Origin of the sequence: Pseudomonas sp. DWP2-2, from assembly GCF_049897065.1 — a bacterium.
GTDB lineage: Bacteria > Pseudomonadota > Gammaproteobacteria > Pseudomonadales > Pseudomonadaceae > Aquipseudomonas > Aquipseudomonas paracarnis.
Genome location: NZ_JAFCVN010000001.1, coordinates 757,175 through 782,150, shown reverse-complemented (window position 1 = coordinate 782,150; position 24,976 = coordinate 757,175). Strand labels below are relative to the sequence as shown.

Annotated in this window: 29 protein-coding genes and 1 pseudogene; 17 read left to right on the top strand and 13 right to left on the bottom strand. The window is 59.9% G+C overall.

Going from position 1 to position 24,976, the window contains the following annotated elements:
* Positions 1-82: 82 nt before the first annotated feature.
* The 4 genes from ACP7CZ_RS03425 to ACP7CZ_RS03410 all read right to left on the bottom strand — a co-directional run bounded on the left by ACP7CZ_RS03425 (position 83) and on the right by ACP7CZ_RS03410 (position 1,456).
* The gene (locus tag ACP7CZ_RS03425; RefSeq protein ID WP_089041988.1) at positions 83-652 is read right to left on the bottom strand and encodes a type 1 glutamine amidotransferase family protein; all 570 of its coding nucleotides are present in this window, start codon (positions 650-652) and stop codon (positions 83-85) included.
* A gap of 155 nt (positions 653-807) precedes the next feature.
* Entirely contained in the window at positions 808-954 is a 147-nt protein-coding gene (locus ACP7CZ_RS03420; protein WP_294164946.1) for a hypothetical protein, read from the bottom strand.
* A complete protein-coding gene (locus ACP7CZ_RS03415; RefSeq protein WP_294164945.1) occupies positions 955-1,302 on the bottom strand; it encodes a hypothetical protein in 348 nt (115 codons plus the stop codon).
* Complete coding sequence (locus ACP7CZ_RS03410) at positions 1,283-1,456, bottom strand: hypothetical protein (protein ID WP_014719228.1); 174 nt, start codon at positions 1,454-1,456, stop codon at positions 1,283-1,285. Before ACP7CZ_RS03410 ends, ACP7CZ_RS03415 begins: the two co-directional genes overlap by 20 nt.
* Positions 1,457-1,591: 135 nt before the next feature.
* On the opposite strand from ACP7CZ_RS03410, the gene ACP7CZ_RS03405 reads away from it, so the two are divergent.
* On the top strand, positions 1,592-2,266 hold the full coding sequence (locus ACP7CZ_RS03405; RefSeq protein ID WP_034126172.1) for a response regulator transcription factor: 675 nt from the start codon (positions 1,592-1,594) through the stop codon (positions 2,264-2,266).
* A complete protein-coding gene (locus ACP7CZ_RS03400; protein ID WP_294164944.1) occupies positions 2,259-3,587 on the top strand; it encodes a sensor histidine kinase in 1,329 nt (442 codons plus the stop codon). Before ACP7CZ_RS03405 ends, ACP7CZ_RS03400 begins: the two co-directional genes overlap by 8 nt.
* Positions 3,588-3,597: 10 nt before the next feature.
* On the opposite strand, the gene ACP7CZ_RS03395 is transcribed toward ACP7CZ_RS03400, so the two are convergent.
* A complete protein-coding gene (locus ACP7CZ_RS03395; RefSeq protein WP_003192702.1) occupies positions 3,598-4,038 on the bottom strand; it encodes a hotdog fold domain-containing protein in 441 nt (146 codons plus the stop codon).
* A gap of 134 nt (positions 4,039-4,172) precedes the next feature.
* Here ACP7CZ_RS03395 and ACP7CZ_RS03390 point away from each other — a divergent pair, with 134 nt between their 5' ends.
* The 5 genes from ACP7CZ_RS03390 to ACP7CZ_RS03370 all read left to right on the top strand — a co-directional run bounded on the left by ACP7CZ_RS03390 (position 4,173) and on the right by ACP7CZ_RS03370 (position 8,315).
* Positions 4,173-4,790 carry a TetR/AcrR family transcriptional regulator gene (locus ACP7CZ_RS03390; RefSeq protein WP_294164937.1) on the top strand — a complete coding sequence of 206 codons (618 nt, stop codon included), beginning with the start codon at positions 4,173-4,175 and terminating at the stop codon, positions 4,788-4,790.
* Between the two features lie 156 nt (positions 4,791-4,946).
* Positions 4,947-6,158, top strand: coding sequence for a YeeE/YedE family protein (locus ACP7CZ_RS03385; RefSeq protein ID WP_103299821.1), 1,212 nt, complete (start codon positions 4,947-4,949; stop codon positions 6,156-6,158).
* Positions 6,148-6,681, top strand: a complete 534-nt coding sequence (locus ACP7CZ_RS03380; protein WP_034126176.1) for a GNAT family N-acetyltransferase — start codon at positions 6,148-6,150, stop codon at positions 6,679-6,681. Before ACP7CZ_RS03385 ends, ACP7CZ_RS03380 begins: the two co-directional genes overlap by 11 nt.
* A gap of 91 nt (positions 6,682-6,772) precedes the next feature.
* Entirely contained in the window at positions 6,773-7,315 is a 543-nt protein-coding gene (locus tag ACP7CZ_RS03375; protein WP_034126177.1) for a cysteine hydrolase family protein, read from the top strand.
* A 4-nt stretch (positions 7,316-7,319) separates the two neighbouring features.
* A complete protein-coding gene (locus tag ACP7CZ_RS03370) occupies positions 7,320-8,315 on the top strand; it encodes a GlxA family transcriptional regulator (protein ID WP_096143255.1) in 996 nt (331 codons plus the stop codon).
* Here the strand turns inward: ACP7CZ_RS03370 and ACP7CZ_RS03365 are convergent.
* The 3 genes from ACP7CZ_RS03365 to ACP7CZ_RS03355 form a co-directional block, all read right to left on the bottom strand.
* Complete coding sequence (locus ACP7CZ_RS03365; protein WP_069558568.1) at positions 8,287-8,457, bottom strand: DUF2986 domain-containing protein; 171 nt, start codon at positions 8,455-8,457, stop codon at positions 8,287-8,289. The genes ACP7CZ_RS03370 and ACP7CZ_RS03365 overlap by 29 nt on opposite strands.
* Before the next feature lie 197 nt (positions 8,458-8,654).
* Positions 8,655-9,680, bottom strand: a complete 1,026-nt coding sequence (locus tag ACP7CZ_RS03360) for an alpha/beta hydrolase family protein (protein ID WP_294164928.1) — start codon at positions 9,678-9,680, stop codon at positions 8,655-8,657.
* A gap of 94 nt (positions 9,681-9,774) precedes the next feature.
* The gene (locus ACP7CZ_RS03355) at positions 9,775-10,605 is read right to left on the bottom strand and encodes an alpha/beta fold hydrolase (RefSeq protein ID WP_032896079.1); all 831 of its coding nucleotides are present in this window, start codon (positions 10,603-10,605) and stop codon (positions 9,775-9,777) included.
* A 177-nt stretch (positions 10,606-10,782) separates the two neighbouring features.
* Here ACP7CZ_RS03355 and ACP7CZ_RS03350 point away from each other — a divergent pair, with 177 nt between their 5' ends.
* Positions 10,783-11,241, top strand: a complete 459-nt coding sequence (locus ACP7CZ_RS03350) for a MerR family transcriptional regulator (protein WP_034126375.1) — start codon at positions 10,783-10,785, stop codon at positions 11,239-11,241.
* A 14-nt stretch (positions 11,242-11,255) separates the two neighbouring features.
* Here the strand turns inward: ACP7CZ_RS03350 and ACP7CZ_RS03345 are convergent, their stop codons facing one another.
* From ACP7CZ_RS03345 to ACP7CZ_RS03335, 3 genes are all read right to left on the bottom strand, one after another.
* Entirely contained in the window at positions 11,256-12,182 is a 927-nt protein-coding gene (locus ACP7CZ_RS03345; RefSeq protein ID WP_034126376.1) for an acetoacetate decarboxylase family protein, read from the bottom strand.
* A 106-nt stretch (positions 12,183-12,288) separates the two neighbouring features.
* A complete protein-coding gene (locus ACP7CZ_RS03340; protein ID WP_034126180.1) occupies positions 12,289-13,029 on the bottom strand; it encodes a type 1 glutamine amidotransferase domain-containing protein in 741 nt (246 codons plus the stop codon).
* Between the two features lie 189 nt (positions 13,030-13,218).
* Positions 13,219-13,554, bottom strand: coding sequence for a DUF6124 family protein (locus tag ACP7CZ_RS03335; protein WP_032902107.1), 336 nt, complete (start codon positions 13,552-13,554; stop codon positions 13,219-13,221).
* Positions 13,555-14,086: 532 nt separating this feature from the next.
* Here ACP7CZ_RS03335 and ACP7CZ_RS03330 point away from each other — a divergent pair.
* From ACP7CZ_RS03330 to ACP7CZ_RS03315, 4 genes and pseudogenes are all read left to right on the top strand, one after another.
* Positions 14,087-14,389, top strand: coding sequence for a type II toxin-antitoxin system RelE/ParE family toxin (locus ACP7CZ_RS03330; RefSeq protein ID WP_294164916.1), 303 nt, complete (start codon positions 14,087-14,089; stop codon positions 14,387-14,389).
* A 1-nt stretch (position 14,390) separates the two neighbouring features.
* Positions 14,391-14,765 (top strand): addiction module antidote protein, encoded by a 375-nt coding sequence (locus ACP7CZ_RS03325; RefSeq protein WP_294164913.1) that lies wholly within the window; start codon positions 14,391-14,393, stop codon positions 14,763-14,765.
* A 319-nt stretch (positions 14,766-15,084) separates the two neighbouring features.
* Positions 15,085-15,720: a lytic polysaccharide monooxygenase auxiliary activity family 9 protein gene (locus ACP7CZ_RS03320; RefSeq protein ID WP_056785932.1), complete on the top strand. Its 636-nt coding sequence runs from the start codon at positions 15,085-15,087 to the stop codon at positions 15,718-15,720.
* Between the two features lie 40 nt (positions 15,721-15,760).
* Positions 15,761-16,762: pseudogene (locus tag ACP7CZ_RS03315) on the top strand (chitinase); the annotation flags it as partial.
* 197 nt (positions 16,763-16,959) lie between these two features.
* Here the strand turns inward: ACP7CZ_RS03315 and gudD are convergent.
* Positions 16,960-18,285 carry a glucarate dehydratase gene (gudD, locus tag ACP7CZ_RS03310; RefSeq protein ID WP_252949844.1) on the bottom strand — a complete coding sequence of 442 codons (1,326 nt, stop codon included), beginning with the start codon at positions 18,283-18,285 and terminating at the stop codon, positions 16,960-16,962.
* Between the two features lie 19 nt (positions 18,286-18,304).
* On the bottom strand, positions 18,305-19,654 hold the full coding sequence (locus tag ACP7CZ_RS03305; protein ID WP_072448072.1) for an MFS transporter: 1,350 nt from the start codon (positions 19,652-19,654) through the stop codon (positions 18,305-18,307).
* Positions 19,655-19,990: 336 nt separating this feature from the next.
* Between ACP7CZ_RS03305 and ACP7CZ_RS03300 the strand changes: the two genes are divergently transcribed.
* The 5 genes from ACP7CZ_RS03300 to ACP7CZ_RS03280 all read left to right on the top strand — a co-directional run bounded on the left by ACP7CZ_RS03300 (position 19,991) and on the right by ACP7CZ_RS03280 (position 24,889).
* Positions 19,991-20,704: a FadR/GntR family transcriptional regulator gene (locus tag ACP7CZ_RS03300; protein ID WP_034126185.1), complete on the top strand. Its 714-nt coding sequence runs from the start codon at positions 19,991-19,993 to the stop codon at positions 20,702-20,704.
* A gap of 10 nt (positions 20,705-20,714) precedes the next feature.
* Positions 20,715-21,410 (top strand): tRNA (adenine(22)-N(1))-methyltransferase, encoded by a 696-nt coding sequence (locus ACP7CZ_RS03295; protein WP_294164909.1) that lies wholly within the window; start codon positions 20,715-20,717, stop codon positions 21,408-21,410.
* Positions 21,411-21,477: 67 nt separating this feature from the next.
* On the top strand, positions 21,478-22,104 hold the full coding sequence (locus ACP7CZ_RS03290; protein WP_034126187.1) for a glutathione S-transferase family protein: 627 nt from the start codon (positions 21,478-21,480) through the stop codon (positions 22,102-22,104).
* Positions 22,105-22,307: 203 nt separating this feature from the next.
* Positions 22,308-24,038 carry an OPT family oligopeptide transporter gene (locus tag ACP7CZ_RS03285; protein WP_294164905.1) on the top strand — a complete coding sequence of 577 codons (1,731 nt, stop codon included), beginning with the start codon at positions 22,308-22,310 and terminating at the stop codon, positions 24,036-24,038.
* 110 nt (positions 24,039-24,148) lie between these two features.
* The gene (locus ACP7CZ_RS03280; protein WP_294164902.1) at positions 24,149-24,889 is read left to right on the top strand and encodes a BPL-N domain-containing protein; all 741 of its coding nucleotides are present in this window, start codon (positions 24,149-24,151) and stop codon (positions 24,887-24,889) included.
* Positions 24,890-24,976: the final 87 nt, after the last annotated feature.

Below are 24,976 nucleotides of genomic sequence, written 5' to 3'. Positions count from 1 at the left end.
GAGCGGTTCAACGGTGAAGCGCGCTACGGCCCGGTAACTGGCCGCAGCGCCGAGGTGAGGGGGAGAGATAGAGGGAAAGGGTTCAGCCGTGAATATGTTCAGCCGCATGCATGGCCAGATAGGCATCCAGCTTCTTGTCTTTCAAACCCAAGGTGTCGAGAATTTGCGCCATGAAACTGACCGGCGCGCTGCCAGGAGCCGTGACCACACCCTGGTCGGCAACGGCGTGCGGTACGTCCTGGTAATAATCTGCTCCGCGATAATGCACCTGCTTGAGGTTGTCAGCGGAGTTGGAGGTGTGCTGCAAGTGATCCAGCACTCCAGCCTTGGCCAGTACGCGGGTACCGTCACAGATTCCCGCCACGACGATGTTCCTGGCGTGAGCCTCACGGACCAGCGCCTCGATGGCGGGGGCGTTGTCTGTTCTCCAGATCGGGCCTCCCGGCACAATCAGCAAGTCGACATCTTCCAGCCGAATGGCCTCGATGGCCAGGTCGGGAATGATGGTCATGCCTCCGGATGATGTCACTTGCTTGCCACCGGGAGCGGCAAAACAAGTCTCGAAGCCATAGTAGGCGCGGCCCGTGGAATTGATCAGCGCGGGCTCCCAGTCAGAAAAATTCTCGGTGAGGATAGTAACGGCACGTACCATTTGAGTGTCCTTCTCAAGTTTCCATGATAATCAGCAGCAACCTGCCCAGCAGGGTTGTCCTGGTGGGCATTGCTGTCGAGTGTACTCGCCAGCGGGGTTGATGAATGGTGTGGTGGAGTATCGGCAGTATGTGTTTCAACTGGCAATGACAGTGATCAACGCGGCGGCATGTTCAGGCGTGAAACGTTGAGAGGGTGTTCTGGTGCGCTGCGCAGCTCGCCGTTGGGCAGCAAGTCTGCCTCCAGCGCAGCGGCTTTAGAGCGGCCCGGCGCCTGCACTGGGTAAGCATAAAGGCTGTGCATCTAAAACGTGCGCGGTGATTGAGCCGCAGTCAAGATGGAGTCGAACCGTTGCGCAAGGCTCCAGCCTGATAGCCGCTGCAGCTCATCGACATCGATCGACTCATCTTCCTGCGCGGTGTAGCACTCGTCACCACTGCGCCTGTCATCGGGATAGACCATAAAACCACCACGGCCGTCAGGGCAGTCGGGCAGATACACCGAGGTCAGGTTGCGTTGCTCATCGAGGTGCGCATTCAAGCGCGCGATATAGATACCCATCGAAACCGCCACACCAATAACCAGCACCACGCAGGCGACCAACTGGCTGGCATAGCCGGCGCCCAGCTCATCACGACGCACGGGCGACATGACACGACCCTGTCTGCTCAACATTCTGGCCAATCAGAAACCAGCCACTGCCTCCCATGCGTACCAACTGAGTTTGCTGTGGAAGGATGCCCACCATCAGCGCGAGGAAAATCACGGCTAACAGCACCCCTTTGATCATCGAATACAGGTTCATGACGGTGACGAGCTCTGGATAAGAAGAGCCTTAGCCTAAGCAGCGCGGGGTTAACACCAGGTAAACATCGCAGGAAACAGCCTGACTTCCGCTATCCTTCACACCGCTGAGCACCATCTGCCCGAGGGTTTTTCCGTGCATATTCATCTGCTGCTGGTCGAGGACAACCTGGACCTGGCCACCACTGTCATCGAGTACCTGGAGATCAGCGGTATCGTCTGCGATCACGCCAGCAATGGCCAGGCCGGGCTCAACCTGGCGCTCAACCAGCATTACGACGTCATTCTGCTGGACATCATGCTGCCGCGACTGAACGGCCAGCAGTTGTGCGCAGGCTTACGCCAGCAAGGCATCCAGACCCCCATCCTGATGCTGACCTCGCTGGATGCGTTGCCCGACAAGCTCGCCAGTTTTGCTGCAGGAGCCGACGACTATCTGGTCAAGCCGTTCGAGCTTGCCGAGCTGGTGGCGCGGATTCGCGCCTTGAGCCTGCGGCGCAGCGGCCAGACCAGCCGCCTGCAAGTGGACGACTTGGTCATGGAGCTGACCACCCGCAAAGTCAGCCGGGCAGGGCAGGAGCTGCATCTGTCACCCATTTGCTGGGCCTTGCTGGAGCACTTGATGCGCGCCAGCCCCGAGCCTGTTCCCAGGGAGCGGTTGGAAAGCAAAATCTGGGGCGATGAGCCGCCCGACAGTAATACGCTCAAAGTGCATATGCATCGGCTGCGCAAGACGGTAGACAAACCTTTTGGCCGGCCATTGATCCATACCCTGGCGGGTGTCGGCATCCAGGTAAAGGCCCATGCGTAGCGGCCTGAGCCTGAAGTGGGTAATCAGCGGCAGTTTCCTGTGTCTGATTGCGGTGGTGCTGGTGATCTATAGCAGGCTGCTACCTGAATTCACCGTGCGCGGCCTGTTCTACACCGCCAGCGCGATGATGGAGGAGGAAGCCCTGTATTTTCTCCGGCACTACAAACAGGACCCGACCACGCCGACGCCGCACAATTACTACTACACCAGCGTCATCGGCAAGGAGGCGTTGCCGCAGGACGTGCGCGAGTTGCTGAATGCACCGCCGAGCCTGTCCTTTGGTGCGGTGAATATCTTCGGCGATCTCTATTCCGATGACGACGAGGCGCCGTTCCATATCGTTCTCGAACAACCTCTGGGCGACGGCAAAACCCTCTACATGTATGACATCGACCACGATAAGGAAGTAGGGGGTGAGGTCGAGACGCCATTGTCCGACGCCTACTTTGACCAGGTACTGGAAAGCGTCCAGCTCATCAGCCTGGCCGTATTCGTGCCGGCGCTGATTATCATCGCGCTGTTGGTGTGGTGGTTGGTGCGTCCGCTGGGACGTCTGATCCAATGGTCCAGCACCCTGAACAATCCTGACGCCCTGGCCAGCGAGCGGCCGGGTTTCAACTTCAAGGAGTTCAATATGTTGGCCGATGCCCTGGCCAAAAGTGTTGTGCAAGTGCAGGCCGCCAGCCAGCGTGAAGGCCGCTTGTTGCGCTACACCAGCCATGAACTGCGCACGCCGCTGGCGGTGCTCAAGGCCAATATCGAATTATTGGCCCTGCAATCGGGTGGTGTGCTACCACCCTCGTTGCAGCGCGTAGAACGCTCGGTGCTCAATATGCAGCTCATCGCCGAGACATTGCTGTGGATGAGCCGCGAACGTCCAGAGTCGTTGCCCGAGGAAGACGTTAATCTGAGCGAAGTAGTTGGCGAACTGATTGAAAGGCACCGCTACCTGATCGGTCACCGGGATATTGAGCTAAGCATCGACATCCACAACGAACCTTGCCGGCTGCCCCCTACGGCGTGCCGTATCGTGATCGGCAACTTCCTGCGCAATGCGCTGCAATACGCGGAAGAGGGCACGGTAGATATCAGTTTCAAATACCCCCGGCTGGTGATTGCCAATTACATCAGTGAGGTCAAGCCGCGGCAGGAGTCCGATGATTTTGGATATGGGCTTGGGTTGCAGTTGATGCGGCAGTTGTGCGCAAAGCTGGGCTGGCAGATTGAGGTGATCCGCGAGCAGCAACGGTTTACGGTCATTCTTGATTTTACGAATGTACGGGACACGCCGCCGGCAGACGGCGCACCTGTAGTCTGTTGAACGATTGTGTCTAAGCGAGCTTCACATTCATGGTGATGTGGGCGGTGAAGACCTTGACGCCGCCCGCATCGAAGATCTCCACCGGCACGATCTTGTCTCCGGCGGTTTGCCAATCGATAGCGCTGCCATCGGCAACAGCGCGGATATCGGTTTTCGCCTTGGCCAGATATTCCACAGTCATGCCTTTGGGAATCCAGCGTGCGCCTGCGGGGATCGACGCGTCGGTCATCATGCCGCCGGCCAGTTCGGCGGCGTTGCACAGTGCGATGGCATGCACCGAGGCCAGGTGATTGGTGATTTCCTTGCGAAACGGCACGGTGACCACCGCATGGTTGGGTTTGAGCTCCGCGATCTCGGGAGTGATGGTGCTGAAGTAGGGTGCCATCTGGCACGCCAGGTTGCTGAATGCGGCGGGGCCTACGCTATTGAACATGCTCAGGGCTTGGCTCATCGGAATATCCTCAAGGGTCATTTACAGAATAATATTCTGTAACGGAACAATATTCTGTTGATTCCACGACTGTCAACCTGAGCTTTCTCTGCCGGTCGTTCAGCCTATAAACTGTTTTGATTTGGCGTTCCTCCATGCACTCCATCGATCTCATCGAGCGCACCTTCCCCGGCAGGCGCAGCGACCTCAAGCGCATCATCCTGCGCGAAGCACTGGCGTGTTTTAACGAGGTGGGCATCGAGGCGACCTCTATCGAAACCATTCGCGCGCGCTGCGACACCAGCGTGGGCGCTATCTATCACCACTTCGGCAATAAAGAAGGGTTGGTCGCTGCGCTGTTCTTTGCGGCGCTGGAGGACCAGGCCAGTCTGCGTGACCACTATCTGCAAGCAGCGGACACCGCCCACGCAGGCGTCGTCGGGCTGGTGTACAGCTACGTTGAATGGGTGACCGCACAGCCGGACTGGGCGCGGTTCGTGTTCCAAAGCCGTTTTGCCGTCTCCAGCGGCCCGTTCAAGGACGAGCTGCTTGCACGCAATAAACAGCGCAACCAACAGTTGAAGGAGTGGATGAGCGGGGAAGGGCGCAAGGAGCATTTCAGTCATTTGCCTGCCGAGCTGATCCCTTCGCTGATCATTGGCGCGGCGGAAAGTTACTCGCGTGCGTGGTTGTCGGCGAAGGTCAAAAAGAGTCCATTTGAATACCGCGAACTGCTGGCTGAAGTAGCGTGGAAGTCGATCAGCCTGGGTTAGTCAGTCCACATACACAACCGATCCCCTGTGGGAGCTGTCGAGCTTTAGCGAGGCTGCGAAAGCGGTGGTTCAAACGATGATCCTTTCGGTAATGCCCCACCTGATCAAATTCCTTCTGAGGCTATACTTGCCTCCTTCCAACCAATCGAGAACCCCATGAGCACGTCTCTTTCCCTGACGCCCGTGCGCAAGCCCGTCGCGCCACTGATTGCCTTTATCATCCTGGTGGCGGGCGCGCTGTTCCTGCAGAACATGGTTGGCGCACGCCAGGTGTTGCTGCTGGTGGTCGGCGCCGCGCTGGGCCTGACGCTCTATCACGCAGCCTTCGGTTTCACCTCGGCCTGGCGCGTGTTTATCAATGATCGGCGTGGCGCTGGCTTGCGTGCGCAGATGGTGATGCTGGCGGTGGCGGTGCTGCTGTTTTTCCCGGCGCTGGGCGCAGGCACTTTGTTCGGTCAGCCGGTCGTGGGGCTGGTGGCGCCGGCGGGTGTGTCGGTGGTGTTCGGGGCGTTTATCTTCGGGATCGGCATGCAGCTGGGCGGCGGCTGTGCGTCGGGAACCTTGTTCACCGTCGGCGGCGGTAATGCGCGGATGTTGGTGACACTGCTGTTCTTTATCTGTGGCTCGTTGATCGCCACCCATCACGTCGACTGGTGGTTTGCACTGCCATCGTTCCCGGCGGTTTCCATTGTCAAAAGTTTCGGTGTGCTGCCGGCGCTGGTCCTGAGCCTGGCGGTGTTCGCGCTGATTGCTATGGTGACCGTGCGCCTGGAAAAACGTCGCTATGGTCAACTTGAACAAGGCGTGCAAAGCGAGCACCAAGGGCTACGCCGCTTTCTGCGTGGGCCATGGCCGTTAGTGTGGGGCGCGATTGGCCTGGCGCTGCTCAACTACGCCACCCTGGCCTTGGCTGGGCGGCCGTGGGGCATTACCTCGGCGTTCGCGCTGTGGGGCGCCAAGGTGGCGAGCGGGCTGGGCGTGGACGTTGCCAGCTGGGCATTCTGGGAGATGCCGGGCAATGCCAAGGCCCTGGCTGCACCGGTGTGGGAAGACATCACCAGCGTCATGGACATCGGCATTGTCCTCGGCGCGCTGCTGGCCTCTGGCCTGGCCGGGCGTTTCGCGCCCAGCCTGAATATTCCAGCGCGCTCGTTGATCGCGGCTGTGATCGGCGGCCTGATGCTTGGCTACGGTTCGCGCCTGGCCTATGGCTGCAACATCGGCGCGTACTTCAGTGGCATCGCCTCGGGCAGCCTGCATGGCTGGGTGTGGCTGGTGGCGGCCTTTATCGGTAACGGCGTGGGCGTGCGCCTGCGGCCCTTCTTCTTTGCGGGCGAACGGCCCCAGGTGGCCTTGAGTGGCTGCTGAGCAGTCCACCCACATTCGCCTGGCGCGCGCGCAAGATGCCGGTTTGTTGCCCGCCATCGAGCAGAGCGCAGCCCAGGCATTTCGCGCAATCGAAGGGCTGGCTTGGCTGGCGGATGCCGCGCCGATCGGCGTCGAGTGCCATCGGCAGTGGATCGCGTTATCGACCTGTTGGGTGGTGGTTGATGACCACGATCGCCCTCAAGGCTTCCTCAGCGCAGAACGCTTTGGCGACGACCTGCATATCCATGAAGTGTCGGTTGCCCAGCCGCTGCAAGGCCAGGGCTGGGGGCGCAGATTGGTGGAAACGGCGATAGAGCATGCCCGCGCCCAACACCTGCGTGCGGTGACGCTGACCACTTTCAAGCATGTACCCTGGAATGCTCCGTTCTACCGGCGCCTGGGCTTTGCAATTCACGTCGATTCGCGTCTGGAAACGATCCTGGCGGATGAGTACGCCCATGGCTTCGAACCCGGCAGCCGTTGTGCCATGGCGTGCCCGGTAACATGTCCGAATCCGTCCTGAAGTAGTCTGCCTTGCGTCTGTCGCGCACTGTGGGTGGTCCTTACCATGGCGTGCATCGTTTACCCACTGATGCAAGCCACAAGGACTGTCCATGACCCATAAAGCCCTGATCGTGATCGACGCCCAGCACTCGTTCCGTCATTCAACCTACTGGTCCGAAAACGACCTGCCCGACTATCTGGAAAAACAGCAGGCCCTCATCGATGGTTGTGTTCAGCGCGGCATCCCGGTGGTACAAGTCTTCCATGTTGAAGACCAAGGGCATTTCTCCATGCAATCGGGCAACGTCAGGGCATTGAGCGAGCTGTCGATCAAGCCGCAACTGGTGATCCATAAGCGCTACCACAGTGCTTTGGCCGGTACGCCACTGGCCGCTCGGTTGGTGGAAATGGGCGTCACCACGCTGATCATCAGCGGCATCCGCACTGAGCAATGCTGCGAGACCACTACGCGGCAGGCTGCGGACAGCGGCTTCAAGGTGGATTTTGTCAGCGAGGCGACGTTGACCTTCCCGATGACCCACGTGCGTAGCGGCCGGGTCTATACGCCAGCTGAGATTCGCGAACGCACGGAGTTGGTCCTCGATGACCGCTTCGCCCGCATCGTAACGGTCGCCCAGGCACTGGCGGAGTGAAGCGGTGAGCGTACCGGTGCTGTTCGTGCTATTGCCAAACGTGCTGATGCTCGACCTGGCCGGGCCTGCCGAAGTACTGCGCCTGGCCGCGCAGGTCGACGACCCGGCGGCGGTGGATTTCGACTTGCAATACGTCAGCCCGGTGGCAACGCTGCACACCTCCATCGGCTTGCCGCTGATGGGGCTGGCGCCGCTGCCGCCGACCCTGGTCCCCGGTACGCTGGTGGTGTTGGTGGGCTCCACGATGAACGTGTCGAAAACCCACCAAAAGGCCTTCGAATCGGCCAGCCATCAGCTCACCCAGTGGCTGCAAAACGTCTTCGCGCCCTCGGCCGAGCGTCTGGTGTGCGTGTGCGCCGGCGCGTTGAGTGCCGCCAGGGCCGGGCTGCTCGATGGGCGCCAATGCACCACGCACCATTCGCTGTGCGCCACCTTGCAAGCCCTCGCACCCAAGGCCCGGGTCCTGGAAAACCGGCTGTACGTCACCGACGGCCCGGTCAGTTGCAGCGCCGGTATCACGGCGGGTATCGACCTGATGCTGCACCTGGTTGCCGAACTGGCCGGGCCACGCTTGGCCTGCGCCGTGGCGCGGGACATGGTGGTGTACCTGCGCCGCAGCGGCAGCGACCCGCAGCTATCGCCTTGGGTGACCGGGCGCAATCACCTGCACCCGGCGGTCCATCGCGTGCAAGACGCCATCGCCGCCGCCCCCTGCGAGGCCTGGACGCTCACCCGCATGGCAAGCCTGGCCTGCACCAGCAGCCGGCACCTGGCGCGCCTGTTCCAAGAGCATGTCGGCATCCGCCCGTTGGATTACCTGCATCGCCTGCGCCTGGCCGTGGCCCGTGAACTGCTGGCCGAGTCGGCCCTGGACATAGAAGCCATCGCCGAGCGCGCAGGCTTTGGCTCGGCGCGGCATCTGCGGCGTATCTGGGGCAAATATGAAGCGGCCACCCCTTCAGCCATGCGCCTTACTCAGCAGGCGTCTCGACAGCCGTGACCGGCTCTTGGCCGGCCTCGGTCGCCAGCTTCAAACGGTCCGCCTTGCTGATGTATTTGTCTTTGCTTTTAGGTGCCAGCTTGGCGCTGGCCTTTTTCGCTTTGGCTTTGAAGAGCTGCTGAAGTTTTTTCTGGCGGTTCATGTTTCGTTGCCTGAAGGGGAAAGGCGCGGATGATACCAGTTTCAACAAATGTGACCGGGCCCTGGGTTAATGCCAGTCAGTTAAGGCAGAGCCGGTAACTGTGGCGAGGAAGCTTGCTCCCGCTGGGCTGCGTAGCGGCCCCAAAAAAGCTGGGAGCGCTGCGCACTCCAGCGGGAACAAGCTCCCTCGCCACGGGCTCAGCGCGCCAGGAACTGGGTGATCAGCGTGGTTATCTGCTGCTGGATCACGGGCCGTGGCCGCGCGCCTTCGCCGTCCTGGCAAATGATGCTGTCACCGGGCACATCAGCGTCAAGCACCGCTGCCGCCCCCGGTTTGCACTGGGACATAAAACTGAAGTGGTTGGCGTCCTGGATCTCCACGTACTGTGTCGACGTTTTTGGCAGCCGCTTGGCCATGTCGGCGGATTCCATCTGCGCCGGCAAATCCGCTGACGGCACACCGGCGGTGATCACCAGAGCCGGCACCGGCAATGCCGCCAGGCTCGCATTGGTAAAGCCGCGCGACAGGCCCAGGTCCAGAGACACCACAGCGGTCACGCGCTTGTCACGCAAGTCCGCGGCCACTTGAGCCTTCCCGCTCGGCGTACCTTCAGGGTTCATCTCACGGTAGGCCTTGCACGCCACCAATGTCGGATGGGTCTCGCAGTCCCGGGCAAACAACGCCGGGTCAAAACGCGCCCCCGCGCTCTCCATGACCGTCCAGCCACCCAGGGAATGGCCTATCACCGCGATCCGCCCGCTATCCACCGCACCGAATGGCTCGGGCTGCGCCAACAGCGCATCGATGGCCCGGCTTAAATCCCTGGGCCGTTGCCACAACTGCGCAGCGGCTTGCGCGCTGCGATCCTGGCTGGTGGTGCCAGGGTGATTCACTGCCGCCACGATATACCCCTGCCGGGCCAGCGCACTGGCCAACCACGCCTGCTTGCCCCAATTGCCACCGTAGCCGTGGGAGAGCACCACCACCGGATGTTTACCGGGCGTCGGTGCGGCATCAGGCACCGCAAGCACACCGATGAACACCAGGTTGTCAGCGATCAGCTTGGGTTGGGCGGTGCTGGTGGAGGGGTACCACACGGCCATTTCCAGTGGGCGAATGTTGTGAGTGTCAGGGATGGTGGTGGTTTGGAAACCGATGGGGTCGTTGGCGAGTGCAGGCCCAGTCAGGCTGATCAGGAGCAGGGCGGCGAGGGGGGCTTTCATTGTTTTTATCGTCCTTGAAATGAAGGACGCAGCATGACCTGAAACGAGCGGTTCAGGTAGAGGGGAGGCGGTCACCCGCCCCCCCAATAATCAATCAGCTCCTTATAAACGCCAGCAAATCCGCATTAATCGTATCGGCATGGGTAGTAGGCATGCCATGCGGGAAGCCCGGGTAGATTTTCAGCGTGCTGTTTTTCAACAATTTGGCGGACAGCACCCCGGCATTTTCATGGGGGACGATCTGATCATCGTCGCCATGCATGACCAATACGGGAATCTGGATGCTCTTCAGGTCTTCGGTGAAATCGGTCTGGGAAAACGCCACGATCCCGTCATAGTGCGCCTTGGCACAGCCCATCATGCCTTGCCGCCACCAGTTCAGGATGATGCCCTCGGACGGCTTGGCGCCTGGGCGGTTATAGCCGTAGAAAGGTCCGGCGGGAACGTCCTGATAGAACTGTGCGCGGTTGGCTTTCAGCTGCGCCTGCAAGTCGTCGAACACTGACTTGGGCAGGCCACCAGGATTGCTCGGGGTCTGGACCATCAAAGGAGGGACGGCACTAATGATGGCGGCCTTCGAGACGCGCTCTTCACCGTGGCGGGCGATGTAATGAACCACTTCACCGCCGCCGGTGGAGTGACCGACATGCACCGCAGTTTGTATACCCAGGTGCTCGACCACCGCCGCAACGTCGTCGGCATAGTGGTCCATATCGTGCCCGTCCCAGACCTGGCTGGAACGCCCGTGGCCACGCCGGTCGTGGGCAACGACCCGGTAACCTTCGCCCAGGAAAAACAGCATTTGCGCGTCCCAATCATCTGCGCTCAGTGGCCAGCCATGATGGAAGAAAATGACCTGGGCATCGCGTGGGCCCCAGTCCTTGTAGAAAATTTCAACACCGTCTCGCGTGGTGACGTAGCCCATGTTCGCCTCTCCCAAATGAAATGATGGCCTGATCGAATCGCGATCATGGCGCTGGATTGACCCACTGCGGCCCATGCGTGTCTGGCAAGCGCGCCGCCTACCAATTGCCGCCTTGGCCGCCCAATGACTTTAGGTTTAAAGTCAACTTTAAGGTCAATGGTTTTTTGTGGGTGGTACATGAGAATAGGCGAGTTGGCAAAAATCAGCGGGTTGGCGGCCTCACGCATCCGCTTCTACGAGGCGAGCGGTCTGATCCAATCGGTTGAGCGTAAATCCAACGGCTATCGGGACTATACGCCCGGCACCGAGGCGGTGTTGGAGATCATCAAGGGTGCCCAGGCAGCCGGTTTCTCTCTGGAAGAAATCCGGCAGTTAATGCCCCGCAGTGCCGGTGGTTGGCAGCATGACGAGCTGCTCAGCGGGCTCAAGCACAAGGTCGAGGAAATCGAGGTTCTGCAACAACGGCTGGCCCAGAACAAGGCGCAGTTGCTGAACGTCATCAAGGGCATCGAAGGCAAGCCCGAGGGCATGGCCTGTGCCGAGAATGCGCAGATGCTGATAAACCGTCTGCGCGAGGAAGGGGGCGCTCCAGCCTCATCCACAAAAAAAAGCGCCCGCCGGGCCCCGAGGGCCTGACCGGCGCACGAGGTTCAGCGTTCGCCAATCAGGTTGACGAGCGGCTCTGGCGCATAGAGTGCGCTCTGGAACTCGGGTACGTATTCGTACTTCACCATTTTCCCCAGCTTGAGGTCGCGCAGGTAATCGGACAGGCTGCCATCGCCTAGCGTGAGGGTGGCTGAGTCTGCGTCACGGCTGGAGCCATGGCTGAGCTGGCGGGAAACCGCATACCCATAGGCCAGTTGGCCGTGGTGATCGAGATTGGTGAAACTGCTGGTGACCAGGTCCATATCACGGGACAGCTTCTCAAGCTTTTTAGCCTTGAACGACACGTCCAGTTTGCCGGTCTTGCTATCGGTAATGTCATACACCACCGAGTGCCCATCCTCTTTGCGATCAATGCCGGTCAGCCATTTCGGCAGGTTGTAACCGACCACCCCGCGCACCCGCGCCAGCTCGGTATTCACCGGCAGCTTGAGCACATAGCCCCAAAAGTCCTGCGACATCGACTGGCCCACCAGCGTAAAGGGGCCCAGGTTGGCTTTGCCAGGTTTGTTCGTGATGATCGACACGGCGACTTCGTTATAGGCGTCGTTATCGCAATGCTCATAGGTGTACGCAGTAAACGCGATCAGCCCGCGACCCGGCCAGACTTGCAAGGGCTGCACGGCGGCCAGTACCTGCGGTGGCATCAACGCCCGAAGCTTATCGATGTCGGCTGTATAGACTGCTGTTACCCGACTGTTCTGGTAGTAAAAATTGGGCGAGTAGGATTCAAAACCGATGTCGACCTTGTGCTTTTGCAACCCTTTGAACCAGCTTAAATCAACCCCGGGTAATTCTGCTGCAACCACCGACAACGGCGGGTTGGAGCGAAAGCGGTCGTACAAGCCACCCTTGACGACGGGCACCTGCTGGCCGGCGATATCGATGTGGGTTGTGTCGTTGGGGCTGGGCATCTCGGGCGTTCCGGCCAACGCAAGGTTGGCAAAAGGGGTGAGCAGCAATCCGGTTAAAATGGCGCTTGGAATGTTCAATCGGTTTTCTCCAGAGAGGGGCTAGGCGCTATCGTTCGTGGGACAGCTCGGTTATTACGGCGAGTGCGACGGCCTTGGGCGATTGCGGGTTCTGGCCCGTGATCAGGCGGCCATCGGTGATGACAAATGAGGTGAACGGCACCCAGCCCTTGCGGTAACGCGCCCCTTGGCTCAGCAGCCGGTCTTCAAGCAAGAACGGCACCTCACGCTTCATGCCCGATAGCAGTTCTTCGCGATTGGAGAAGCCGGTGATGTTTTTGCCCTTGATGATCGCGTTGCCCTGTTCATCCTTCAGATCCAGCAGGCCCGCCACACCGTGGCACACGGCCGAGACGATGCCGCCCTGGTTGTAAATGGTTTGGGCGACACGTTGCAGGTCGAGGTTGCCAGGGAAGTCCCACATGACACCGTGGCCGCCGGTGAAGTAGATCGCGCGAAATTGCGACGGATCGACATTGGCGATGGGCAGCGTGTTTTGCAGCCGGGCGCGAAAGGCCGGGGACTGCAACTGTTCACGCGCCGCCTTATCCATGTACAGCCAACCGAGGCTGCGCTCGTCCAGAGGCACAGCACCTCCTTTGGGGCTGGCAAATACCGTCGTGTAGCCAGCCGCTTCCACGACCTCGGTGAAATGCGTCAGCTCTGTCAGCCACAGGCCCGTGGTATCGGGCCTTGAGGGGTAGCTGGCGTGGTTGGTCATGATCACCAGGATCTGGCGATTGTTTGCAGCGGCCGTGGAAGGGCCGGGTTCAGCCTGTGCAAATGTCATAAGCGCGCCACCTATCGCTACCAACGCAAAAGAAATAAGGGTTTTGAGCATGATCCAGGGGCCAGTAATCCTGTCGGTTGGTGCATGCTCACCTTAAACCTCGCTTTAAGGTCAACCCCTGCTTTGGCAAAAAAAAACCGAGTCGTCTTGGGGCGCGACGGCTCGGCTTTTTTTGGGCGTGTTGAACGTTTAGCCAGCTGCTACAGCCGCCTCGCGCTCCATCAACTTATCGACCAACAACATTCCCAGCTCACTTAACTGATGAATCGCCAACGCGACGTCGCGCTGTTTACCGGTCAGTTCATCCGACAGGTCGAGCAGCAGGGCGGTTACTGAGGAAAAGGTTTCATAGCTATTGGCGACGAGCATTTCATTGCTGGCATCGTCGGCAACGCTGAACAGCGGTGTCGAGGGTGGAGGAGAGGGTTCGGCGTTGGGGTTGAGGGCGTGATCGATCGCACGACGGGCTGCCTGATCAAGCTTCAGGTTTGGATCGTTTGGAGGGTTTGGGGTGACTTTGTACATATGCGTAATTCCTGAATGGGGCCGACACCGTTTCGCTACTAAACGAAAGGGTGGCAGCTGTACGCAGGTTAGTAGACCGGGGAATTACACAAAGCCGGCGCGCCCGAAGGCGCCCTACGCACAGCCACCATCAGGCACAGACAGGAACGTCTGATAGATGAAGCTCATGCACTAAATGTAATTGACCCTCGGGCTACTAAACCCGATCACTGAGTTGTCAGCGACCGAGCCACCTTAGAGACGCCCATCCAAGCGCACAAGCCGGCGGATTCTGACGCAACTGTAGGCAATGGAGCAAGGTGGTGCAGCTTGCTGTAGGACGGGTCTACATCAACGCCGGCCCACTCACTCGCTCCTACAGAGAGGATGCCTCAGTCGCGACGCAACGTTTCGGTCTTGAGGACACAAGTGCTAATAGTATTGCTCGGCTGCCTGCGCGGCGGCTGGACTAGGATTTTTTCTGGCGGTGCACACCGACATTAAAAATTCACTGGCATCTACAAGGAGTAGCCAGTAGGCTACATTTGAATCTGTGCCCAATACGATCGGCAGGACGCCCGAGTTCGATACATGGCTCGACGGTATGAAGGATGTGTGGGGTAAGACGGCTGTACTGATCCGCCTGGATCGAGCCGAAGAAAACAATTTTGGCGATTGCCAGCCTGTAGGCGATGGCATGAGTGAAATGCGTGTGTTTGTCGGGCCCGGCTACAGGATTTACTTTGTGCGCACGGGCATCACCGCTTACCTGATGCTGTGGGGAAGCGATAAAACCGACCAGAAACGAGGAATCAAGCGGGCAAAAGAGATTCTCGATGCCCTGAGAGGTCAATGACATGAGTAAGTCGACATTCAAACCAGAGGACATGCCGATCCTCGAGCTGGATACATCCGGCACCAGCGCCTATGAGGCTTCACGTTTCCTTGATAGCCCGCAAACCATCAGTGCCTATCTTGCGCAAAGCATGGCGTGCCATGACCCGCAAGTCCTTATGAAGGCGCTGGCCGAGGTTGCCAAGGCCCAGGGAGTGAACAAGGTTGCCGAAGCGGCGGGGGTGAATCGGGAGAGCCTGTATAAAACCCTGAAAGGCGGCTCAAAGACACGTTATGAGACGGTCGAGAAGCTGATGCTGGCATTGGGGGTGGAACTGACGGTGCGACCGTTTACCGCGACTACCGCTAAAAAAACGGCTGTCATCGGCAAAACCTGATGGACCAAACAGAGGACGGTTTTGATGAAAATAGATACGTCCCTTTTTTTCGACAGAGCGCCCATCCCTTACGAAGGGGATAAAGCCATTTACGAGAGAAGCGTGTTGATATGCGCCTGGTCTTGTAGGAAATCGACCTCTAGTAGCGTAAGGCTTCCTCTATAATACTGGTTGTATATCCAGTATTTGCGGGTCTGCGCGCTCACGAAACGAAAATGAGTGAAAAATGGGCCTGTGGCAAAAAAAAGCAACTCCGTTAGGTTGAGGTCCTCTCCTTCAAGAAAGGGAGAGTTCTTAATCAAGTGAATGGAGTCACAACATGAACAAACCACAAACCCAGACACCTCTTCGCCATGGTCGTGTCACATCCCCTTCCAGCCGTGGCGCAGTCGCCGTGGATCTTGGCCTGCTGGAGACCTGGCAGGTCAATGAAATGGAAGGCGGCAAGAACTTCCCGGCACTGACGGCCGGTCCGTTCCCGGCGCCTTACCAAACCGACAGTGACAGCGTCACCCCGCCAGCCGACGGCTTCATCCTCAGCGGTGGCAAGACCGATGCCCGTGACTGCGTCAACTTCACCCACGAGGAAATGGCCAAGAAACTTGGTCGCGCCTTCACCTGGCCGTTGCTCAATGTCGAGCCGGGTCAGACCTTCAAGGTCACCTGGGCATACACCGCGCCGCACACCACCCGTGGCTATCGCTGGCTGATCACCAAGGATGGCTGGGATCCGAAACAGCGCATCACCCGCGCGCAACTGGAAACCCAGCCGTTCGCTGAAGACTTCTATGCCCAGGTGCCGTACTACAGCCATGCAGGCGAACTGAAGGCCAAGGTCAATCATGAAGTGAAACTGCCGGCCAACAAGAAGGGCCAGCATGTGATCGTATTGATGTGGATCGTCGCCAACACCGGCAACGCCTTCTATCAAGCCTTCGACGTGGACTTCAAATAAGCCCGCGCCGTTAAACCCACACGTTCTGAAGGATTAGAACATGTCAAAGATTGACTTTACCTCACTGCAATCGCCGCTCAACGATGCCGCTTCGCTGATGCCGAGCATTGCCGGCAAAAAGATCCTCATGGGCTTCTGGCACAACTGGCCTGCCGGCCCGAGCGACGGCTACCAGCGTGGCCAATTCGCCAATATGAGCCTGGTGGATGTGCCAAAGGATTACAACGTGGTGGCCGTGGCCTTCATGAAGGGCAACGGTATCCCAACCTTCACCCCGTACAAGCTGTCCGACGCCGAGTTCCGTCGCCAGGTGGGTGTGCTGAACAGCCAGGGCAGGGCGGTGCTGATTTCCCTTGGCGGCGCCGATGCACACATCGAACTGCATAAAGGCAACGAACAGCCACTGGCCAGCGAAATTATCCGCCTGGTGGAAACCTATGGCTTTGATGGCCTGGATATCGATCTTGAACAGAGCGCGATTGATTTCGCCGACAACAAGACTGTCCTGCCCGCCGCCTTGAAGCTGGTCAAGGACCACTACGCAGGTCAAGGCAAACACTTCATCATCAGCATGGCGCCGGAGTTTCCGTACCTCACCACCGCCGGCAAATACGTCGGTTACATCCAGGCGCTGAAAGGCTATTACGACTTCATCGCCCCGCAGTATTACAACCAGGGGGGCGACGGCATCTGGGTGCAGGAGGTCAACAATGGCAACGGCGCCTGGATTGCCCAGAACAACGACGCAATGAAAGAGGACTTTCTGTTTTACCTGACCGAAAGTCTGGTGAGCGGAACGCGCGGGTTTACCAAGATCCCGGCAGACAAGTTCGTCATTGGCCTGCCCGCCAACGTCGATGCGGCTGCCACCGGTTATGTAGTCAACCCGACAGCCGTGACCAATACATTCAAGCGTTTGCACGACAAAGGATTGTCGATCAAGGGCCTGATGACCTGGTCGGTGAATTGGGACAACGGGATCAACAAAGACCATGTGCCCTACAACTGGGAGTTCAGCCGCCGTTATGGGCCGATGATCAATGGCACTGATCTCGCTGGCCTGGAGCAGGAAGAGGCGGATCTGGAGATCGCCAATCGGCAGTAGCGCAAAAGGGGCCTCTGGCAGAGGTGCCAGAGGTCAAACAGCTAAGCTTCTGATCTGACTAAAATCCGATGCCTGTTTGGGCATCGGATTTTTTGCGTCACGCTCAAATTGCGCTGAGCATTCCTAAAGCCGATTTACCGCACCAGACAAGGCCGCTTGTTATCAAAGCCCCAACCCGGGATCAGAAACTGCATCGCCACACTGTCATCCCGGGCTCCAAGGCCCATGCCTTGGTACAGTTCATGAGCCTTGGCCACCGCGTCCATATCGATATCCACACCCAGGCCAGGCTTGGCCGGCACCTTTACGTAACCCCCTTCAATCTTCAACGGCTCCCGCGTCAGGCGCTGGCCGTCCTGCCAGATCCAGTGGGTGTCGATGGCGGTGATCTCGCCCGGTGCGGCCGCCGCCACCTGGGTGAACATTGCCAGGGAAATATCAAAGTGGTTGTTGGAATGCGAGCCCCAGGTCAGGCCCCACTCGTTGCACATCTGCGCGACGCGCACCGAGCCCTGCATGGTCCAGAAGTGCGGGTCGGCGAGGGGAATGTCCACTGATTGCAGCTGGATGGCGTGGCCCATTTCACGCCAGTCCGTGGCGATCATGTTGGTGGCGGTTTTCAGGCCCGTGGCGCGGCGGAATTCGGCCATGACTTCGCGGCCTGAATAACCGTTTTCTGCGCCGCAGGGGTCTTCGGCGTAGGCCAGCACATGATGCTGGTCGCGGCACAGGCGGATGGCTTCTTTCAACGACCATGCGCCGTTGGGGTCAAGGGTGATGCGCGCATCGGGAAAACGCTCGGCCAGCGCAGTGACGGCTTCGATTTCTGCGTCGCCACTCAATACGCCGCCCTTGAGCTTGAAATCGTTGAAGCCATATTTGGCCTTGGCCGCTTCGGCCAGGCGCACTACCGCGTCGGCAGTCAGGGCTGTTTCATGACGCAGGCGGAACCACTCATCGTCGGCATCGGCCTCGTTGCGGTAGGCCAGGTCGGTGGCGTTGCGATCCCCCACATAGAACAGGTAGCCGAGCATCTTCACTGCGTCGCGTTGCTGGCCTTCGCCAAGCAAGGCGGCCACCGGCACTTCGAGAAACTGGCCCAGCAGGTCAAGCAGCGCGGCCTCCATGGCGGTGACGGCGTGGATGGTGATACGCAGGTCGAAGGTTTGCAGGCCGCGGCCCGCGCTGTCTCGGGACGCAAAGGTGCTGCGCATCTGGTTGAGGACGCGCTGGTACTGGCCGATCGGCTGGCCGATCACCAGGCTGCGGGCATCCTCCAGGGTTTGGCGGATGCGCTCGCCGCCGGGCACTTCGCCCACGCCGGTGTTGCCGCTGCTGTCCTTGAGGATCACGATATTGCGCGTGAAGTAGGGGCCGTGGGCGCCGCTGAGGTTCAGCAACATGCTGTCGTGGCCGGCGACGGGGATGACTTGGAAATGAGTAACGACAGGGGTATTCATGGCGCGTTCCTGGCTGAGTTCAAAGAGGTTTGCTGATGGCGGCGCCGCTGGGCACGGCCGGTACGGCAGAGGGTGAGGTCTTGGCAAAGAACACCAGGATGGCCGCGAGCACCGAAGTACAGGCCAGGCCATACAGCCCGCCCTGGATCGATCCGGTGGTCTGCTCCAGAAAGCCAAAGGTAGTCGGCGCCACAAAGCCGCCCAGGTTGCCGATAGAGTTGATCAGCGCGATCACCGCGGCGGCGATGCGCACATCCAGGTAGCCCTGGGGGATCGGCCAGAACAGCGACGACGCAGACTTGAACCCGATGGCCGCAAAACAGATCGCCACGAAAGCGAAGATCGGCCCGCCGGTGGTGGACATGAACATACCGGCCGCCGCGATCAGCAGCGCCGCCGCGACCCAGGCCTGCTGGAACTTGAACTTGCCCGACAGCGACGCGAAGGCGTACATGGCGATGATCGAGATCAGCCAGGGGATCGAGTTGAAGAAACCGACCTGCACATCAGTGAGGTCACCCATCTTCTTGATGATGCTGGGCAGCCAGAAGGTGGCGGCATAGATCGTCAGTTGAATGCAGAAGTACAGAGCGCAGAACAGCAGGATCTGACGGTCCTTGAGCAGTTTGCCGAGGGTGGGTTTCACCGTGGTCAGGGCTTCACGTTCGCGCTGTTCCTGGTCGATGGCGTCAACCAGGGCGTCTTGTTCTTCGCGGCTCATCCACTTGGCATCATGGGGTTTGGAGTCCAGCCAGAACCACACAAAAAAGCCCAGCGCCACCGAGGCCAGGCCCTCGATGCCGAACATCCATTGCCAGCCATGCAAACCAAAGCCTTCGATCTGCAACAACGCACCCGACAACGGCCCGGAGATCAACGACGCCACCGCCGAGCCACTGAGGAAGATCGCGATGGCCTTGCCACGCTCCACACCGGGCAACCAGCGGGTGAAGTAATAGATCACGCCGGGGAAGAATCCTGCTTCCGCCACACCCAGCAGGAAACGCAGGATGTAGAAGTGGGTTTCGTTCTGGATAAACGCCATCAGCGTGGCGACGATGCCCCAGGTGAACATGATGCGGGTCAGCCAGATGCGGGCGCCGACTTTTTGCAGCAGCATATTGGAGGGCACTTCGAACAGTGCATAGCCAATGAAGAACAGCCCGGCGCCGAAGCCGTAGGCCGCTGCGCCGATTCCCAGGTCATGCTCCATGTGCGTGCGCACGAAGCCGATATTGACCCGGTCGATGTAGTTGAGGATGAACATGACCACGAACAGTGGGAGCACATGGCCCTTCACTTTGCTCACGGCGCGGGCGAGCGCTGAATCACTTTCGGGTACGGCAGATGCTGGGCTTGAATGCTTCACGAATGAAAACTCCCCCTGATTATTTTTATGCGGGTTTGGTGTTTTGTTGACAGACATCATACAAGTTGTTTTTTAAAGGCCGCAATCCTGTCAGGGCTGTTTTTGTTCTTATAAGCCGGTATTGAGGTTGGCTATTTTGGTTATTTGCCAGATTTTATTGGGTTTTGCCCCGCTAGTGACGGCTCGGGGTGTGCGCTTCTCTCGAAGCGAAGACAGGGTCGGGTGAGGTGGGATGAGTATGTTGTCATACAAGTTGGGTGTTTTTCGCCGCCACCCGTCGCCCCGTGCGTTCAGGGTGATAAGCTCCCCCCAGCCCAACCCCGTGGACCCGTCTCGATGCCGATTAAAAGCACACCGCCTGTGCGCAAACGTTCCGCCAACCTGGCCCAAGGTGTGGTCGAGGCACTGACCCAGCGCATCCAGTTGGGGCAACTCAAGCCGGGTGAAAAACTGCCGTCCGAATCCACCATCGTGCTTGAGCATGGGGTGAGCCGTACCGTGGTGCGTGAAGCCTTGTCCAAGCTGCAGGCGTCGGGGCTGGTGGAGACGCGTCACGGCATCGGCACCTTTGTGCTGGAGCAGCACACGCAGCCGGGCCTGCGCCTGCATGTGGACACGGTCGCCAGCGTGCGCAACATGCTCGAATTACGCCTGGGCCTGGAAGTGCAAGCGGTGGCCCTGGCCGCGCTGCGCAGAAGTGACGCGCAATTGGCCCACATGCGCCAGGCACTGGACGACTACCAAGCCTCCCTGGCCAACAACGACAGCTGTGTGGAGGAGGACAAGCGCTTTCACCAACTGATCGCCGAAGCCACCGGCAATACGTTTTTCACCGACATCATGCAGCACCTGGGCACGGCGATGATTCCGCGCACCCAGGTGAATGCCGTCGAGCGCGGCGGCGCGGACTTTGCCCAACTGGGGCAGTTGGCGAACCTGGAACACGAGGCCATCTACAACGCTATCAAGCGCCAGGACCCGGACGCCGCACGGGCGGCCATGGTGCTGCACTTGACCAACAGCCGGGATCGATTTTCCGGGCACTCTTAAGGAATCACCGTTGAACGAACACACTTTGTCGCAGCGCCTGGAGCGCGTGGCCGCGCACATACCCGCGGGTGCCCGCCTGGCCGATATCGGCTCAGACCACGCCTACCTGCCGGTGGCGTTGATGCGCCGTGGCGCTATTGCGGCGGCCGTGGCGGGGGAAGTGGCCGCTACGCCGTTTCAGGCGGCCAACCGTACCGTGGCCGACAATGGCCTGACGCAGCACATCACCGTGCGCCTGGCCGATGGTTTGGCGGCGATTGAAGCGGGCGATGACATTACCGCTGTCAGCCTGTGCGGCATGGGTGGCGAGACGATCCGCGACATTCTCGACAGCGGCAGGGCGCGGTTGAACGGGCGGGAACGCCTGATCCTGCAACCCAATGGCGGTGAGCAGCCGCTGCGTCAATGGTTGATGGAGAACGGCTACCAGATCCTCCATGAAGAGTTGCTGCGGGAAAACCGCTTCTACTACGAAATCATTGTCGCCGAACGCGCCGAGGCGATGACCTATACCGCCGAGCAGCTGTACTTCGGTCCGTTGCAAATGCAGGCGCGTAGCCCGGAATTCCTGGCGAAGTGGCAACGTATATTGCGCGAGAAACGCAAGACATTGGCCAGCCTCGAACATGCGCGGCAGGCGGTGCCCAAGCAGAAAGTGCAGGAGATCGTGCAGCAGGTGAAGTGGATCGATCAGTTGCTCGCCTGAACCACATTCACGGCACTTCACCGCTACGCTGTAGTCTTCTCTTAAATCCCCCCAAGGTGTTGCCTCGATGATCACTGTTCACCACCTCAACAACTCCCGCTCGCAACGTATCCTGTGGGCGCTTGAAGAACTGGGCCTGCCCTACGACATCAAGCGCTACCAGCGCGACGCCAAGACCAACCTGGCTCCGCCTGAACTCAAGGCCATTCACCCGCTGGGCAAATCCCCGGTGATCGAAGACGGTTCCCGCGTGCTGATCGAATCTGCTGCGATCATCGACTACCTCATCCGCCGCCACGGCAACGGCCAACTGCAACCCGACCCGGCCACCGACGCCTACGACAGCTATGTGCAATGGCTGCATTTTGCCGAAGGCTCGGCGATGTTGCCGTTGATGCTCAACCTTTATGTGGGACGGCTGGGTGAAGCAGGCGCACCGCTGCATCCGCGGATTGAATCGGAGCTGGCCAACTACCTGGGCTACCTGAATGACGTGCTGGGCCACACGCCGTACCTGGTGGGCGACGCACTCAGCGGCGCGGATATTCAGATGAGCTTTATCGGCGAAGTCGCCCAGGCCCAGGGCAAATTGCAGGCCTACCCGAACTTGGCCGCGTGGCTGCAAAAGCTCCAGGCGCGCCCGGCATACCGCAAGGCGGTGGAGCGGGGCGGGGAATACGCGTTCGCCAAATAGCGGGCCCACCGACACCGCCTCCTGTAGGAGCGAGCGTGCTCGCGAAAAACGTCAACGATAACGCGTGTTTCCTGGATAAACGCGGCGCCTTTGGGTTTTTCGCGAGCAAGCTCGCTCCTACAGAACCCGTTTCGGCAGGTGAACCTTCGAGTCTCCCAGCGCTCACTTAAAGGTGGCACTGGCTTTTCTCGAAAGGAATCTGCATGCACTCCACCTCGTCAATCGCGCCCGTAGAGCGCGAACTGAGCCTGCGGGCAGTCATCACCGGGATCGTGCTGGGCATCCTGCTGACCCCTTCCAATGTCTACGCAGGCTTGAAGATCGGCTGGTCGTTCAATATGTCGATCATCGCCTTGCTGATCGGTTATGGCCTCTGGCAAGGCCTGGCCCGGCGTTCCGCTGAACACCTGCCGTGGACCCTGCACGAGAGTAATATCAACCAGACCGTGGCCTCTGCCGCGGCGTCGATCATTTCCGGCGGGCTGGTCGCGCCCATCCCGGCTTATACCTTGCTCACCGGCAACCAACTGGCAGCGCTGCCGATGATCGCCTGGGTGTTCTCGGTAAGTTTCCTGGGGATCTGGATCGCGTGGTACCTGCGGCCTTCATTGCTCAATGACAAGGCACTGAAGTTTCCCGAAGGCATGGCCACCCTGGAGACCCTGCTGCACATCTACAACCATGGTCGCGAAGCCGCCACGCGCTTGAAAGTGCTGCTCGGCGCAGCGTTGTTGTCCGGGTTGGTCAAGTGGGTGGATACCTTTATGTGGGCCTTCCCGCGCTGGTCGCCGAACGCCCAGTTGGAGCGCCTGACCTTCACCGCCGACCCCTCTCTGCTGTTGCTGGGGTTCGGCGGCATCATCGGCATTCGCGTGGGCCTGACCCTGCTGCTCGGCGCCTTGCTGGCATGGGGCGGGCTGGGGCCGTGGCTGTTGGCCAACGGCCTGGTGAGCCTGCCCGCCGACAGCAGCGGCCCGCAATTTGCCGCGCTGGTGGAGTGGCTGCTGTGGCCCGGCGTGAGCCTGATGGTGTGTTCCACCCTGGCGTCCCTGGCGATTCGCCTGTGGGCGTTGCATCGCTCAACCCGAGCGGCTGGCGGCACGCCTTGGGCGGTTCCCAAGCCTGGGCCTGCCGTGGGGTTTGCCTTGGCGATTGCGTTGGTGGTGAGCCTGCAAGCGCTGTTGTTCGGTATCAACCTTGGGATGGCGCTGCTAACCATTCCCCTGGCGATCTGCCTGGCCGCCGTGGCGGCGCGGGTGGTGGGGGCGACCGGTATTCCGCCGATTGGCGCCATCGGGCAACTGTCTCAGCTGAGTTTTGGCATCGTTGCGCCGGGCCAGGTGCCGATCAACCTGATGAGCGCCAACACCGCCGGCGGTTCGGCGGGGCAGTGCACAGACCTGATGAATGACTTCAAGGTGGGCAAAGCGATTGGCGCGACGCCGCACAAACAGGTTATCGCCCAGATTCTCGGGATTTTTGTCGGCAGCGTCGTCGGCGTATTCGCGTACCTGGCGTTGATCCCCGACCCGCAAACCATGCTGCTCACCGAACAATGGCCAGCCCCGGCCGTCGCCACTTGGAAAGCCGTGGCCCAAACCCTGACCCACGGGCTGGATTCGTTGTCACCCAGCATCCGCTGGGCCATTGCTATTGCAAGCCTGTGCGGCATACTGCTGGGCATACTCGACAGCACATTACCCACCCATCGCGCCCGCTACTTGCCCAGTGCGGCAGCCTTGGGACTGGCGTTTGTCTTGCCTGCGTCGGTGTCGCTGATGATGGCCCTTGGCGCGATCATGACCTGGGCCGTGAGCTGTCGCTGGCCAAGTGTGACGCAGCGCTTTGCGATCACGGCAGCGGCGGGGCTGATCGCCGGTGAGAGCATTACCGGCGTAGGCGCGTCGTTATGGCAAATGCTGGCAAGTGGATAAATGGCCGACCTGGATTTACAACTCTTCACGAATTCAAAAGGCTCACCGTTATAGGCTTGGCGCTGCGACCACTGGATCAAACCCATTCAACTGACCGTTGAGCCGAGCCCATGAAACTGCCTGCCCTCGCTGCCACGTTTCTCGCCGTTGCTACGCTGCATCCTTTACCCGTACACGGCGCAGGCCCCATCACCCATGTCGCCATCTACCGTGGCCCGGCAGGTTGCCCTGATTGCTCGGAAAACGTGAAAACCGCCCTGCAGCGCCTGAACCCCACTTACCAGATCGACTTCGTCGGTGCCGACGAACCCATCGACATCACTCCACAAAACCTGGCGCGCTATGACCTCTACGTGCAGCCCGGTGGCGGCCAGGACATCCCGGCCGCCCTCGACAGCCTGGGCGATGCGCGTGCCGAAGCCATCCGCGATTACGTCGCCAAAGGCGGCCGCTACCTGGGCCTGTGCATGGGCGCCTACCTGGCCGACGACAACAACCTCGGCCTGATCCCCCAGGCGCTTGATACCGAAGCTGGCCGTCCCGGTTTTGAAGTGTCCGGTATTGAGGACGCCGCCGTGCGGGTGACGTGGGACGGGCAACCCGACTCTGTGTTCTATCAGGACGGTCCGTATTTTCCCAAAGCCAATGCCACTGCGCCCTACAAGGTCATCGCCACCTACCACAATGGTGACGTGGCGGCGGCGCGCTATACCTACGAACGTGGCGTGGTGGTGCTGAGCGGGCCGCACCCGGAAGCCGGGCGGGAATGGTTTGAAAATGCCGATATCGAGCTGAGCAAGATGCCGCGTGGCGAGCTGTTCGGGTCGTTGATACGCAGCGCGCAAGAGTAGAGCACACCGCGCGTTGCCTCACGGTACCACTATCCCCATGTCGATATCAGGCACGATGGTGGCGTAACCAGGCTACTTGTGCCTGGC

Excerpts from the sequence above, each read along its gene's own strand:
- ACP7CZ_RS03385 (WP_103299821.1), top strand. The coding sequence starts at position 4,947 with ATGAGCACGTCTCTTTCCCTGACGCCCGTGCGCAAGCCCGTCGCGCCA.
- ACP7CZ_RS03360 (WP_294164928.1), bottom strand. The coding sequence starts at position 9,680 with ATGAAAGCCCCCCTCGCCGCCCTGCTCCTGATCAGCCTGACTGGGCCT.
- ACP7CZ_RS03390 (WP_294164937.1), top strand. The coding sequence starts at position 4,173 with ATGCACTCCATCGATCTCATCGAGCGCACCTTCCCCGGCAGGCGCAGC.
- ACP7CZ_RS03290 (WP_034126187.1), top strand. The coding sequence starts at position 21,478 with ATGATCACTGTTCACCACCTCAACAACTCCCGCTCGCAACGTATCCTG.
- ACP7CZ_RS03345 (WP_034126376.1), bottom strand. The coding sequence starts at position 12,182 with ATGCCCAGCCCCAACGACACAACCCACATCGATATCGCCGGCCAGCAG.
- ACP7CZ_RS03335 (WP_032902107.1), bottom strand. The coding sequence starts at position 13,554 with ATGTACAAAGTCACCCCAAACCCTCCAAACGATCCAAACCTGAAGCTT.
- ACP7CZ_RS03375 (WP_034126177.1), top strand. The coding sequence starts at position 6,773 with ATGACCCATAAAGCCCTGATCGTGATCGACGCCCAGCACTCGTTCCGT.
- ACP7CZ_RS03340 (WP_034126180.1), bottom strand. The coding sequence starts at position 13,029 with ATGACATTTGCACAGGCTGAACCCGGCCCTTCCACGGCCGCTGCAAAC.
- ACP7CZ_RS03350 (WP_034126375.1), top strand. The coding sequence starts at position 10,783 with ATGAGAATAGGCGAGTTGGCAAAAATCAGCGGGTTGGCGGCCTCACGC.
- ACP7CZ_RS03400 (WP_294164944.1), top strand. The coding sequence starts at position 2,259 with ATGCGTAGCGGCCTGAGCCTGAAGTGGGTAATCAGCGGCAGTTTCCTG.
- ACP7CZ_RS03325 (WP_294164913.1), top strand. The coding sequence starts at position 14,391 with ATGAGTAAGTCGACATTCAAACCAGAGGACATGCCGATCCTCGAGCTG.
- ACP7CZ_RS03415 (WP_294164945.1), bottom strand. The coding sequence starts at position 1,302 with ATGTCGCCCGTGCGTCGTGATGAGCTGGGCGCCGGCTATGCCAGCCAG.
- ACP7CZ_RS03395 (WP_003192702.1), bottom strand. The coding sequence starts at position 4,038 with ATGAGCCAAGCCCTGAGCATGTTCAATAGCGTAGGCCCCGCCGCATTC.
- ACP7CZ_RS03425 (WP_089041988.1), bottom strand. The coding sequence starts at position 652 with ATGGTACGTGCCGTTACTATCCTCACCGAGAATTTTTCTGACTGGGAG.
- ACP7CZ_RS03410 (WP_014719228.1), bottom strand. The coding sequence starts at position 1,456 with ATGAACCTGTATTCGATGATCAAAGGGGTGCTGTTAGCCGTGATTTTC.
- ACP7CZ_RS03420 (WP_294164946.1), bottom strand. The coding sequence starts at position 954 with ATGCACAGCCTTTATGCTTACCCAGTGCAGGCGCCGGGCCGCTCTAAA.
- ACP7CZ_RS03285 (WP_294164905.1), top strand. The coding sequence starts at position 22,308 with ATGCACTCCACCTCGTCAATCGCGCCCGTAGAGCGCGAACTGAGCCTG.
- ACP7CZ_RS03320 (WP_056785932.1), top strand. The coding sequence starts at position 15,085 with ATGAACAAACCACAAACCCAGACACCTCTTCGCCATGGTCGTGTCACA.
- ACP7CZ_RS03300 (WP_034126185.1), top strand. The coding sequence starts at position 19,991 with ATGCCGATTAAAAGCACACCGCCTGTGCGCAAACGTTCCGCCAACCTG.
- gudD (WP_252949844.1), bottom strand. The coding sequence starts at position 18,285 with ATGAATACCCCTGTCGTTACTCATTTCCAAGTCATCCCCGTCGCCGGC.
- ACP7CZ_RS03355 (WP_032896079.1), bottom strand. The coding sequence starts at position 10,605 with ATGGGCTACGTCACCACGCGAGACGGTGTTGAAATTTTCTACAAGGAC.
- ACP7CZ_RS03280 (WP_294164902.1), top strand. The coding sequence starts at position 24,149 with ATGAAACTGCCTGCCCTCGCTGCCACGTTTCTCGCCGTTGCTACGCTG.
- ACP7CZ_RS03365 (WP_069558568.1), bottom strand. The coding sequence starts at position 8,457 with ATGAACCGCCAGAAAAAACTTCAGCAGCTCTTCAAAGCCAAAGCGAAA.